The sequence below is a fragment of the Actinoplanes sp. NPDC051633 genome, from assembly GCF_040681735.1.
Taxonomy (GTDB): domain Bacteria; phylum Actinomycetota; class Actinomycetes; order Mycobacteriales; family Micromonosporaceae; genus Actinoplanes.
The window spans coordinates 1-12,066 of sequence record NZ_JBFAZH010000104.1 but is presented as its reverse complement, the minus strand read 5'-3'; the positions used below and the strand labels follow the sequence as shown (position 1 = coordinate 12,066).

Genomic DNA, 12,066 nt, shown 5'->3' with positions numbered 1-12,066 from the left:
CCAGCAGCGACGACCGCATGATCCGCATCGATACAGGCCTGGTCAGGACGATCAGCGAGGCGACGACGATCGCCATGATCGCCCACTCGCCGCGGTTGCTGCCGGGCCCGTTGAAGGTGAAGAGGATGACGATCGCGCCGAGCACGAACGGGATGCCGGAGAACACCTCGCCGACCCGGGACAGCAGGCCGTCCAGCCAACCGCCGCGGTAGCCGGCGAGCACCCCGACCATGCCGCCGAGGAGCACGGTGCCCACCGTCGACGCCACCGAGACGATGATCGAGGCCCGGGCGCCGTAGATGACCCGCGCGAAGACGTCGCGGCCCTGGACGTCGTACCCGAACCAGGCGTCCGACGACGGGCCCACCCGGCTGCGGGCCAGCACGCCCTCGGTGGCGCTGGCCGACGTGAACAGGAACGGCAGCGCGGCCATCACGAGGAAGAACAGGATGAGCACGGCCGAGATCCAGAACAGCGGCTTGCGGCGTAGGTCGCGCCACGCGTCGCCCAGCAGGCCGCGGGGTTTGTCGGCCTTCTGCACGGCACCCGGCTCGACCGGCAGGTTGCCGTCGGCGGCCGTCTCGTGGGCCGTCGGGGAGGTCACCAACGAAGCGGAAAGCGGGTCACTACTCATAGCGGATCCTCGGGTCGAGCGCGGCGTACAGCAGGTCGACGATCAGGTTCGAGAGCAGGTACACGAGGACCAGGATCACGACGATCGAGACGACGGTCGCGCCCTCCTTCGTGACGATCGCCCGATAGACCTCACGGCCGATCCCGTTGATGTTGAAGATGCCCTCGGTGACGATCGCGCCGCCCATCAGCGCGCCGAGGTCGGTGCCGAGGTAGGTGACCACCGGGATGAGCGAGTTCCGCAGCAGGTGGATGCCGACCACGCGCTTCATCGGCTGGCCCTTGGCGATGGCCGTGCGGACGTAGTCGGAGCGGCGGTTCTCCGCGATGCTCGTGCGCGCGAGCCGGGCGATGTACGCCATGGAGGCGCTGCCCAGGACGAAGCCCGGCAGGATCAGCTCGGTGATGCTCGGCGGGTTGGAGACCGTCGGCTTGACGATGCCGAGGTTGACGCCGAGCCACCACTGCAGCAGGAAGCCGAGCACGAAGATCGGCAACGCGATCAGGAACAGCGTGGAGACAAGGACCAAGTTGTCCAGGAAGCCGTTGCGTCGCAGACCGGTCAGCACACCGGCGACCAGACCGATCGAGGCCTCGATCACCAGGGCGACCAGCGCGAGCTTGATGGTGTTCGGGTACGCCGCGGCGATCAGGTCGCCGATCTGCCGACCGCCGAACGTCTCCCCGAAGTCGCCCTGCAGCAGGTTCTTCATGTACGTGAAGTACTGCACGATCACCGGCTGATCGAGGTTGAACTTCTCGGTCATCTTGGTGACGTACGACTCCGGACAGGGCCGCTCGCCGCACTTGCCGGCGAACGGATCGCCCGGCACCGCCCAGACCAGGTAATAGATGAGGAAAGTGGTCCCGAAGAAGACCGGGATCAGCTGCAGCAGCCGCCTCAGTACGTAACGACCCATGGATGTTCTCCCAGGGAGGGGCGCGTGGTGACGCCCGGTGGTGAATCGGCGTCACGCGGGGGTTGGCGCGAAACCGGCGTGGGAAGACCTCAGGTCCGGCCCACCATGAGGGTAGACCGGACCTGAGGTTCCTGCCTTACTTGAGCTCGACCGAAGCGAGGTCGATCTCGCCAACGTTGGAGACCTTCACACCGGTCACCCGGTCCGAGGTGCCCGACTGCTGGGTCACGTCGAACATCGGGATCGTCGGGACCTGCGCGTCGATGACCTTGGTGGCCTCGGCGAACTTGGCGTGCGCCGCGTCGATGCTCGCGGCCGCGGTGCCCTCCTTGTAGAGCCGGTCGACGTCCGGGTTGGTGAACAGGCCGTCGTTCGAGGAACCGCCGGTCACGTACAGCGGACCGATCCAGTTCTCGACGTCCGGGTAGTCCTGCTGCCAGCCGGCCCGGTACAGGCCCTTCACCTTGTGGTCGTTGATCGTCTGGCGGAAGACCGCGAAGGTCGGGATGCCCTCGGCCCGGGCGTTGATGCCCAGGTTGGTCTTGATGCTCTGCGCGGTCGCCTCCATCCAGTCCTTGTGGCTGGCGTCGGCGTTGTAGTAGAGCACCAGTTCACCGGTGAAGCCACCGGCCTCCTGCAGCGCAGCCTTGGCCGCCGCCGGGTCGAACTTGCAGACCGAGCAGTCGTTCTCGCCGTGGCCCGGGGCCAGCACGCTCGACCAGCTGGTGGCCGGCTTGCGGCTGTTGAAGAAGATCTTCTCCGCGATCTCCTGCCGGTTGATCGACAGCGAGATGGCCTTGCGCAGGTTCACGTTCGTGAAGCGCTTGTCGTAGAACGGGAACGCGATGATCTGCTGCACCGGCACGTTCGCGGTGATCGCGCGGTCGCCGAGGTCCGCCTTCCACTTGTCGCCCGCCAGCGACGAGACCGGGACCTGCTGCTGGAAGTCCAGCGTGCCGGACACCAGGTCGTTGTACGCCGCGGTGTCCTCCTGGTAGATCTTGACCGTGACGTCCTTGATCTTGACCTTGTCATCCAGCGTGTAGTCGTCGAACCGCGTCAGCTTGAGCTCGACGTTGTCCTGCCACGACACGAACTTGACCGGGCCGTTGCCGATCGGCTTCTTGCCGAACTCGTCGGCCGTCTGGGTGAAGAACACGTCGGGCAGCGGCATGTAGGCGCTGTAGCCCAACTTGGTCGGGAAGATCGAGAACGGCTCCGCCAGGGTGACGGTGAACGTCGTGTCGTCGACAACTTTCAGGCCGGACATCGTCTTGGCCTTCGGCTCCGGCGCCTTCTTCGGGCCGTCGTCGTCCGGGTCCAGGGTGTGCACATCGGTGAAGCCCGCGATGTCGCTGAAGAAGCTGCCGTTCTGCGCGCCGTTCGGCGAGTAGGCGGCCCAGTTCCAGGCGTCCACGAAGTTCTTCGATTTGACGACGGTGCCGTCGTGGAACTTCGTGTTCGGCTTGATCTTGATCGTGTAGGTCTTCGAGTCGGTCGTATCGATCGAGTCGGCCACCGCGTTCACCGGGGCGCTGCCGTCGTTCGGGTACTGAACCAGACCGGTCCACATGAAGTCGATGATCTTGCCGCCACCGGTCTCGGTGGTGTTGGCGGGCACCAGACCGACCTCGGGCTGGGTGCCCTCGATGGTGATCGCACCGTTTGCTGTATCGCCGCCGGCCTCAGTGGTGTCGCCGTCATCGCCACCACTACAGCCGGCCGCCACGAGCGCGACGGCGGCGGTCATCGCGACCACACTCGCCCGCTTCGAGACTCTCATTGTTTAGGGCCTCCTCTAATCCTTACCTTGTGAGCAGATCCGGAGCATTCCGCAAACCCTCGCTGCCGGGCGAGATTGCCGCCCGGCGTAGCCGCGAGGAACAGCAGGTGCGTCCCCGACCCGATCGACTCCGGTACATCGCTTTTCAACCACGTCAGCCGATGCCGTATCGTCCGGAGGCTCGCGCGACACATCGACTAGCGACGTTGCCGGATGCGAGCCCGGCAGTCATCACGGGCGCCTGAGGTCGAAGCAACTCTTACACCCGCCGCTCGTCTCCGGAAGACGTGTTATCAACCCGATACCGTGCGCAGGTGCGCGTTTGAACGACCCGGGTGGCGATTCCGACACCGAAAACGGACACGGCTCACCGGTTCGCCCCGTTCCGCGCTGGTTTACCCGTCCGGGCAGCGCGCAGGAGCCCGTCTATCACGTTTTCGTTATCCCATGACCGCATTTTGTACGGGTCGAGTAGCCGCGGGGGGCCGATTGGCGCAATCGGTCACCCGTTGGGAGGGTCAGACCAGTCGACGGTCCGCCGCCCAGCGGGACAGCTCGTACCGGTTGCTCATCTGCAACTTTCGCAACACGTTGGACACGTGCGTCTCGACCGTCTTGATCGAGATGTAGAGCTCCTTGGCGATCTCCTTGTACGCGTACCCCCGCGCCAGCAGCCGCAGCACCTCGCGCTCGCGATTGGTGAGCTGATCGAGCTCGGGGTCGGCCACCGGCACGTCGGGGCGCGAGGCGAAGGCGTCCAGCACGAACCCGGCCAGCCGCGGACTGAACACCGCGTCGCCCTCGGCGACGCGCCGGATGGCGGCCGCGAGCTCGTCGGGCGAGATCGTCTTGGTGACGTAACCGCGGGCGCCGGCCCGGATGAGGCCGATGACATCCTCGGCAGCGTCCGAAACGGACAGAGCCAGGAACTTGACGTGCGGGTGCGAACGCCGCATCGACTCCAGCACAGCGCGCCCGCCACCGTCCGGCATGTGCACGTCGAGAAGCACCACGTCGGGCTCGGTCGCGGCGATCCGGTTGATCGCCTCGCTGACCGAGCTGGCCTCGCCGACCACGTCGACGTGCACGCCGAGCTCGGACCGGACCCCCGCCCGGAACATGGCATGGTCGTCGACCAGGAACACGGTGAGCCGGCGGTCGTCGGTCATCGGACTGCTTCCTTTCCTGCGGTGACCCCTTCGCGCGACGCGGGAAGGGTGAGGCGCACCTCGGTGCCGTCGCCGGCCGCACTGCGAATCTTCGCCTTGCCGCCGTGCCGCTGCATCCGGCCGATGATCGAGCCGCGCACGCCGTGGCGGGACTCCTCGATCTGGTCCATGTCGAAGCCGGCGCCGCGGTCCCGGATGAAGACGCTCAACTCGTCGGCCTCCACCTCGGCGTACAGCGACACAGTCTGCACGCCGGCGTGCCGGGCCGCGTTGACCATGGCCTCGCGGGCCGCGGCCACCAGGGCGGCGACCCGGTCGTCGCAATCGGTGTCGCCGACGATGACGGTCTCCACCGTGATCGCGTACGTGTCCTCGACCTCCGCGGCGGCCTCCTCGATCGCGGCGGCGAACCGCTCGGTCGGCGACGCGGCCGGCTTGTAGAGCCAGTTGCGCAGGCTGCGCTCCTGCCCCCGGGCCAGTCGCTGCACCTCTTTGATGTCGGTCGAGTTGCGCTGGATCAGGGCCAGCGTGTGCAGCACCTGGTCGTGAATCATGGCGGCGACCTCGGCGCGCTCCTGCTCACGGATGCGACCCTCGCGCTCGGCGCGGAGCTGGCTGAACATGCGCCAGAGCAGCGGGGCCACCACCACGCCGACGCCGAGCAGGCCGACCAGCGCGAAGATCACTCCGTTGAAGACGGCGGTCAGGTTGCCGCGCGAGGCGTAGACGGCGACGACGCCGATGATGCCGGTGGCGACCAGCACACCGCCGCCGACGAACCGGAACAGGAACGATCGGCGGTCGCTCTCCGCGACCACGGCGGCCAGCCACGGCGCCTGCGGGGTGCTGTCGAGTCCGCGGCGGGCCGGGTCCGCCTGGTGCCAGATCACGCCGGCGCCGAGCGCGACGATCGCGATCAGCCAGCCGACCGTGCCGGCCACGCCGTTGCCGCCGACCAGGCTCTGCAGCAGCACCACGCCGATGCCGATCGCGGCGAACGGCACGAGCGACGCCAGATCACGCCGCGCCGGGGGCTCGCCGCTGGGCGCCTCCTGCGGGACAACCGCCCAGAATGCGGCATAGAGCATCAAACCAAGACCATTGAAGCCGAGGAGTACGACCAGAGCGATCCGCACCGCGATCACGGGCACGCCCAGGTGACGCGCCAGACCGGAGGCGACCCCGGCGATGATCCGGGGATTGCGCGGCCGGTAGAGGCGTCGCGTCGGGGTGGGTGCGGCGGTGGCGGTGATCTCGGTCCTCCTCGTGTCACCTCCGATCGTCACACGCCGAGGCCCGCCAGGCCACGGGGAACTCCCCCAGGTCCGGACCCGCCGGATCTCAGGGTTCCCTCGGGGTCGCCGCCTGATGCCCCCAAGGCGGAACGGCGGCCAGTATCGAATGCATGACCGAGGAAGCTGCCCAGCCCGGCGGCGCGGCCTCCACCAGCCCGCCGCCCCCGCCCCCGCCGCCCTATGAGCCGCCGCCCGCCGACCCCCCGCCGTGGTTCGGCGCCTCGGGATTCGCCGGGGGCAAACCCGCCTTCGCCCGCGACAAGCTGGTCCGCCCGCTGCGGCCGCGCTACGTCGCCGGTGTGAGCGGCGCACTCGCCAACGCCACCAACACCGACCCGGTGCTGTGGCGGGTGCTGCTGGCGGTGCTCGGGTTGTTCGGCGGCGTCGGTGTGCTGATCTACCTGATCGGCTGGCTGCTCATCCCGGGCGAGAACGACTCGGCCTCGCCGATCGAGTCGCTGCTGGGCCGGGGCACCTCGACCATGAAGCCGCTCTCCATCGTGCTGCTCGGCGGCGCGGCGGTGCTGACGTTCGCCTTCGTGGTGAACGACGGCTTCCGCGCGGCGCTGCTCGCCATCGCCGTACTCGTCGGTGCCGCGTTGCTGCTCAAGCGCAACAACCCGGGCCTGTTCTCCGGAGCACCCACCGCACAGAACGCTCCGTCTGCACCGGATGCACCGACAGCACCGTTCGCACCCGCCGCACCCGGTGCACCTGCCGCCCCGGGCGCTCCGACTCCGCCCGAGGCGCCGGCGCCCGCGGCCAGGCCCGGCGACCCGGCCGATCCCGCTGACCCGGCCGACCCGGCGGACCCCGCCGACCCGGCTGATCCCGCGGACGCTCGCACCGAGCCTCTGGCACCGCGGCCGCCGACCTTCGAGCCGCCGACCGGTGGCTACCGCCCGCCGTTCGCGCCGCACGGCCCGTGGGCGCAGCAGCCACCGCAGCCGCCGCCCATGCCGCCGGCCCGCGCGCCCAAGCCGCCGAAGCCGCCGAAGGAGAAGTCCCGGCTCGGCAGCATCACCTTCTTCGGCCTGATCCTGGTGCTCGGCTGCGTGACGCTGATCGACCTGGCCGGCGTCTCGGTGCCGGTGTCCGCATACTTCGCGGCCGCGCTGGCCACCATCGCCCTCGGCCTCATCGTCGGCGCCTGGTTCGGCCGGTCGCGGGCGCTGATCGCGCTGGCCCTGCTCGCCACGCTGGGCCTCGGCGTGTCCACCGCGATCGAGCGGGTGGGCGGCCAGGTGGGCAGCAACGTGTACCGCCCCACGACGATCGGCGCGGTGGCCGACCGGTACGACTTCAGCCTCGGCAACGCGGTGCTGGACCTGCGGCGGGTGGACTTCGCCGGCGCCGACCAGACCACCACGGTGCAGATGAAGTTCGGCCAGATCCAGGTGCTGCTCCCGCCGAACGTCGACACCACGGCGGACATCGGCCTGAACGAGGGCCGGGCGGTGATCTTCCAGCGCGAGTACGACGCCCGGGAGGCGGGCGCCCAGCCGTTCACCGATCTGGGTGACGACGGCACCGGCGGCGGCACGCTCCGCCTGAACATCGTGATGAACACCGGAAACGTGGAGGTCTCCCGATGAAGCCGCACCGTACCGATGGGGTCTCGCTCGGCTTCGGAACGGTCTTCCTGCTGGTCGCGATCTGGTGGGCGGTGTCCGAGGTGGTCGACGTCGCCCTGCCGATGCTGGGCTGGACGCTGGCCGGGGTGCTGATCCTCTTCGGAGTGGTCGGCCTCCTCGGCGCCATCCGGCCCCGCCGCCAGGAGGTGCGGCCACCGGTCGCGGCCGAGGCCGTGGTGGAGACGCCGGGCGGACTCCCGCCGCAGATGCACGCGCAGATCGTGCAGGAGCTGCTCGACGATCCGGCCGCCCGATTCCACCGGGATCACCCGGCGGATCAGGCCAAGCCCGACGAGCCGCGGCGCGACTGACCCGGCCGGGGCAATATGCTCGCGTGATGACGCCGTTTCCCGCCGTTTCCACCGCACCGGTCGCCGGGATCGGCGTCCGCGCCGCCCAAGCACTGACCGCCGAGCTGGCCCGTCGTAACGAGGCCGGCTCGGCGCTCGTGGTCGGTGCCGACCACTCGACGGCCGTGGTCGCCGCCGCCGTCGAGGCGCTGCTCCCCAACGACCGGCTCACCCTGGTCGCGGGCGAGCGCAGCACCGCCGACCTGCTCCGCGACCACATCGCCGGGCTGGGCAGCTGGGTCGCCGACCGGGTCACCATCCTCGATTCGCTGGACGACGCCGAGCCGGCCGACGTGGTGATCGTCGGCGAGCCGCTGACCGGCACGGCCGAGGAGGCGCGGGCGCAGCTCGACGCGTTGTCGAAATATCTCGCCGACGGCGCGGTGGTCACCGTCGCGACACCGGCGGTGCCGGGTCAGACCGGCGGGGCGGCCGCCGAGCTCTTCCGGCAGAGCGCGCTCTTCGGGGTCGGCTCCGACCTGGTGGTGCGCAACAACCCGCCGGTGCGCGTGCACAAGCTCCGGTTCAGCACGGCGGCCACGGCCACCGCGGGCGCCCTGGCGCCGGCGTACCGGCCGTCCAGCGTGCCGGTCACCCGGGGCATGCACATCGACTCGAACGGCGTGGCGGCGGCGGCCATCGCCCTCGGGCTGGCGGCCGTCGCCCGAGCCGCCCGGCCGCAGTCCAGCCTGTGGCTGATCCCGGCGCTGGCGGCGGCGCCGATCGCGGCGTTCTTCCGCGACCCCGAGCGCGAGGTGCCGGCCGACCCGAGAGCGATCGTGGCGGCGAGCGACGGCCGCGTCCTCTCGGTGGAGCACGTGACGGAGGAGCGCTTCGGCGGCGACTTCCTGCGCATCGCGGTCTTTCTGTCCGTGCTCGATGTGCACGTCAACCGCGTGCCGGTGGCCGGCCGGGTGACCGACTACTTCGTCGAGGAGGGCGGGTACGCCAACGCGATGACGGCCGCCGCCGAGCACAACGTGGCCGCCTACACGGTCCTGGACACCGAGCACGGCACGGTCGTGGTGGCCCAGCGCACGGGCTTGATCGCCCGCCGCATCGTCCAGCGCACGCCGATCGGCACCCTGGTGGCCAGGGGCGAGCGCATGGGCCTGATCCGCTTCGGCAGCCGCACCGATGTCTACCTGCCGGCCGGCAAGGCGACCCCGCTGGTGACGGTCAACGACAAGGTGATCGGCGCGAGCTCGGTGATCGCCCGCTGGCACTGACCCCAACAGTGGTAGCCGAGCCACCTCTGGCGAGAGCGGAAAGGTGGCTCAGCTACCACTCTCGCCTGCGGCGGGGACAAATCGACCACAGTGGTAGGGCAGCCACCCTGAACGAGAGCGGAAAGGTGGCTGAGCTACCACTGTCAGGGCTACCGCTGGAAGGTCAGGCTGCGACGCGGCGTCCGCGCAGCCACATCACCGGGCCGCTGAGCAGGTAGCCGCAGACCACCACCACGAAGGACAGGCGCGGGTCGATCAGCGCCGTGAAGATCGGCATCAGCCACAGCCACGGCGGCAGCTTCACGATCTTGGCGACCTTCGCGTACGGGAACGACGACACCATCGCGAAGGCCAGCACCGCCACGCCGCCCAGCAGCGCCCAGCCCGGCACCGGCAGACCGATCAGCACGGCCAGCGCGAGCACCGCCGCCGCCATCGTGGTCGGCACGCCGGAGAAGAACCGCCCGTCCTTGGGCGAGACGTTGAACCGAGCCAGCCGGATCGCCGCGCACCCCGCCACCAGCACGCAGGCCACCGCGGCCGCCGGCCGAGGAACGCTGTGGGCCAGGGACGCGTAGACGACGACCGGCGCGGCCAGCCCGAACGAGCACATGTCGGCCAGCGAGTCCATCTGCGCGCCGAACGGGGACGACACGCCCGTCTTGCGGGCCAGGGCGCCGTCCAGGCCGTCGAACATCACGCAGGCCACCAGGCACGCCGCGGCGAGCTGGACGTTGTCCTGCATCGCCAGCAGGATTGCCGCCATGCCCAGGGCCAGGCTGGCGAGCGTGCACGCGTTGACCATCGCGAAGCAGGCGCGGCGTCGCGCGGTGTGCTCCCCGGGCAGCAGGGCGGCGGAATCGGCCGCGGCGGTGTCGGGGAAAGCCGACGCCGGGGGCAGCGCCACCATCTGCGCGGTCGGCTCGGAGCCCGTGTAGATCACCTCGGCTTGTGTCGCGGTCGAGGCCCGGCCATCGCCGGGCCGACGGCCCACCCGCACCAGGAGCGCCTGCCGCGCGACGGTGCCGCCACGCCGCAACCGGCCCGCCCAGCGGCGCCCGCCGGGACGGGGACTATCCGTCGTTCGACGCCGGCGCCAAGGGGTTCTCCGCACGTGCTTCCTCCATAGGGATCGTCTGACCTCGCCGTTTGCATCGCACGGCGGGTGTTTGCCGCGGCCCGTTCGCACTTACGGGTACCGATTTCAGCGGGTTACACCATTGCACAACCACACGAACTCATGTGGCCCTTGTGTGCAACGACGGCCTCCGCCGTTTTCCTCCTCCGGGCGGACGGGATGGCCTGTTTCAGGCGCTCCCTGTGACGAGTCTAACTGATCACGTCACCCGCGGTTTCGGCTACGGCTTCGCGGGCGACACGTGACAGCGGCAGCCGGGTCACCTCCGCGGGGTCGAACCACGCCGCCTCGATCGTCGATCCGCCCGCCGCCTCGGTCACCTCCGCCTCTGTCGGCATGTCGATGAATACCCGGAAAAGGACCCTGATCACATGCCAGTCCATGGGCACGCCCTCGGGCCCGACGGCCGCCGGGTTGTGGTTGTGGTTCACGCTCAGCAGGTCACCGATCCGGCCGTGCTGTGAGGTCTCCTCGACCAGCTCGCGGGCCAGCGCCTCCTCCGGCGTCTCGCCGAAGTCGGTGCCGCCACCGGGCAGATGCCAGTGGCCGGCGCCGGGATAGCCGGGGGCGATCAACGTCATCAGCACCCGCCCGGCGGGGTCGGTGGCCAGCCCGTACGCACCGAACCGCTGGTACGTGCCGGGCGACGCCGCCGGCGCGGGCGACGCCGGCAGGGGCAGGCCGTCGACCTCCGCCCAGGTGGCACCGGCGGGGAGTTCGCCACCCGCCGGGGTCACCCTGAAGACGATCCGGTCGGTGTGGGTGAGGCCGTCGGCGGACAGGTGCGTCGAAACGGCGTACGGACCCGCGACGGTCACGGGCAGCCCGGTTTGTTCCGCGACGAAGCGACGCACGGCGCCGGCCGGATCCTCGGCGTGCGCCACGACACCGCCGGGCAGCACGTTCGCACCGGTCAGCAGCGTGCGCCCCGCATCGTCCCGGGCCAGCCCGTAGGCACAGACCTGTCTGCTCTTCACCTGATCAAACTAGCCGCCCGCAGCGCCTCCTCGGTGACCTCGGTCAGCGCGGAGGCCGGCAGGTCCGCGACCTCCTTGAGGGCCATCCAGCGCGCCTCGCAGGTGGAGCCGCCGACATCGCCGACGAGTACCTCGGTGGGGTGGTCCACGATCACCCGATAGAAGGCGCGCACCCCGTGCCAGTCGATCGGATAACCCTCGGGTCCCAGCGACGCAGCGTCACGATGGCTGGCCACTCCGAGCAACTCGACCAGCCGGCCGCGCTGACCGGTCTCCTCGACGAGCTCGCGGATGAGCGCGGTGCCGGGCTGCTCGCCGTAGTCGGTGCCGCCGCCCGGCAGGTGCCAGCGGCCGGCTCCCGGATAGCCCGGCGCGATGCGGGTGAGCAGCAGGTTGTCGTGGGGATCGGTGGCGATCGCGTAGGCCGCGAAACGCTGGGCGCGGTGCAGGCCGTCGGGCCCCGGGTACGCGTAGAACGACGGGAAGTCCGGCACTCCCTCGGGCCGCAGATCCGCCGATGCCTCCGGCAGGCCGAGGGCGGCCGCCGTGAACGCGCGCAATTTGAGTCTCGCCGCCTCCGCCGGGTGGAACCAGCGGGCCAGGTCGGTGGGGTGCCCGACCCGGTCGACGAGGGTGCCACCGCGCACCGAGACCTGATAGATCAGGCGGTCGGTGTGGATGGTGACGCCTCGGTGCGGCAGTGACCGCATGTCGGCCAGCACGTCGCGCAGCCCGGAGACGGCGACGGAGAGGCCGGTTTCCGCGGCGGTCTCGCGGACGACGGTGTGGTTGGGGTCCTCGCCGTGGTCGACGGCGCCGCCGGGCAGCGTCCAGACTCCGGGCGTGCCGGACTTGGCCGAGGCCCCCAACCACACCGTCGTCCGCGAGACCGCCGCGGAAACCGGCCTCTCCGTCGCCGTCTCCGGGCTGCGCGACGT

Annotated in this window: 10 protein-coding genes and 1 pseudogene; 3 read left to right on the top strand and 8 right to left on the bottom strand. The window is 70.2% G+C overall.

What is annotated here, in order from left to right:
* The 5 genes and pseudogenes from AB0M20_RS09085 to AB0M20_RS09065 all read right to left on the bottom strand — a co-directional run.
* Positions 1–604: pseudogene (locus AB0M20_RS09085) on the bottom strand (ABC transporter permease); the annotation flags it as partial.
* Between the two features lie 22 nt (positions 605–626).
* Complete coding sequence (locus AB0M20_RS09080; protein ID WP_364296101.1) at positions 627–1,553, bottom strand: ABC transporter permease; 927 nt, start codon at positions 1,551–1,553, stop codon at positions 627–629.
* A gap of 136 nt (positions 1,554–1,689) precedes the next feature.
* On the bottom strand, positions 1,690–3,336 hold the full coding sequence (locus AB0M20_RS09075) for an ABC transporter substrate-binding protein (RefSeq protein ID WP_364296099.1): 1,647 nt from the start codon (positions 3,334–3,336) through the stop codon (positions 1,690–1,692).
* 518 nt (positions 3,337–3,854) lie between these two features.
* Positions 3,855–4,505 (bottom strand): response regulator transcription factor, encoded by a 651-nt coding sequence (locus AB0M20_RS09070; RefSeq protein ID WP_364296097.1) that lies wholly within the window; start codon positions 4,503–4,505, stop codon positions 3,855–3,857.
* Positions 4,502–5,758, bottom strand: coding sequence for a PspC domain-containing protein (locus tag AB0M20_RS09065; RefSeq protein WP_364296107.1), 1,257 nt, complete (start codon positions 5,756–5,758; stop codon positions 4,502–4,504). Before AB0M20_RS09065 ends, AB0M20_RS09070 begins: the two co-directional genes overlap by 4 nt.
* Before the next feature lie 152 nt (positions 5,759–5,910).
* On the opposite strand from AB0M20_RS09065, the gene AB0M20_RS09060 reads away from it, so the two are divergent.
* From AB0M20_RS09060 to AB0M20_RS09050, 3 genes are read left to right on the top strand one after another with little or no spacing between them, the layout of a single operon-like run.
* The gene (locus AB0M20_RS09060; RefSeq protein WP_364296095.1) at positions 5,911–7,395 is read left to right on the top strand and encodes a PspC domain-containing protein; all 1,485 of its coding nucleotides are present in this window, start codon (positions 5,911–5,913) and stop codon (positions 7,393–7,395) included.
* Complete coding sequence (locus AB0M20_RS09055) at positions 7,392–7,745, top strand: phage holin family protein (RefSeq protein ID WP_364296093.1); 354 nt, start codon at positions 7,392–7,394, stop codon at positions 7,743–7,745. Before AB0M20_RS09060 ends, AB0M20_RS09055 begins: the two co-directional genes overlap by 4 nt.
* A 26-nt stretch (positions 7,746–7,771) precedes the next feature.
* Positions 7,772–9,013 carry a phosphatidylserine decarboxylase gene (locus AB0M20_RS09050; RefSeq protein WP_364296091.1) on the top strand — a complete coding sequence of 414 codons (1,242 nt, stop codon included), beginning with the start codon at positions 7,772–7,774 and terminating at the stop codon, positions 9,011–9,013.
* Between the two features lie 163 nt (positions 9,014–9,176).
* On the opposite strand, the gene AB0M20_RS09045 is transcribed toward AB0M20_RS09050, so the two are convergent.
* From AB0M20_RS09045 to AB0M20_RS09035, 3 genes are all read right to left on the bottom strand, one after another.
* Positions 9,177–10,052 (bottom strand): CDP-alcohol phosphatidyltransferase family protein, encoded by an 876-nt coding sequence (locus tag AB0M20_RS09045; RefSeq protein ID WP_364296105.1) that lies wholly within the window; start codon positions 10,050–10,052, stop codon positions 9,177–9,179.
* Positions 10,053–10,342: 290 nt separating this feature from the next.
* On the bottom strand, positions 10,343–11,128 hold the full coding sequence (locus tag AB0M20_RS09040; protein WP_364296089.1) for an NUDIX hydrolase: 786 nt from the start codon (positions 11,126–11,128) through the stop codon (positions 10,343–10,345).
* Complete coding sequence (locus AB0M20_RS09035) at positions 11,125–12,003, bottom strand: NUDIX domain-containing protein (RefSeq protein ID WP_364296103.1); 879 nt, start codon at positions 12,001–12,003, stop codon at positions 11,125–11,127. Before AB0M20_RS09035 ends, AB0M20_RS09040 begins: the two co-directional genes overlap by 4 nt.
* Between the last annotated feature and the right edge of the window lie 63 nt (positions 12,004–12,066).

Bases quoted from the DNA above. Each gene is read 5' to 3' on its own strand.
- AB0M20_RS09080 (WP_364296101.1), bottom strand. From the start codon at position 1,553: ATGGGTCGTTACGTACTGAGGCGGCTGCTGCAGCTGATCCCGGTCTTC.
- AB0M20_RS09075 (WP_364296099.1), bottom strand. From the start codon at position 3,336: ATGAGAGTCTCGAAGCGGGCGAGTGTGGTCGCGATGACCGCCGCCGTC.
- AB0M20_RS09070 (WP_364296097.1), bottom strand. From the start codon at position 4,505: ATGACCGACGACCGCCGGCTCACCGTGTTCCTGGTCGACGACCATGCC.
- AB0M20_RS09060 (WP_364296095.1), top strand. From the start codon at position 5,911: ATGACCGAGGAAGCTGCCCAGCCCGGCGGCGCGGCCTCCACCAGCCCG.
- AB0M20_RS09055 (WP_364296093.1), top strand. From the start codon at position 7,392: ATGAAGCCGCACCGTACCGATGGGGTCTCGCTCGGCTTCGGAACGGTC.
- AB0M20_RS09050 (WP_364296091.1), top strand. From the start codon at position 7,772: ATGACGCCGTTTCCCGCCGTTTCCACCGCACCGGTCGCCGGGATCGGC.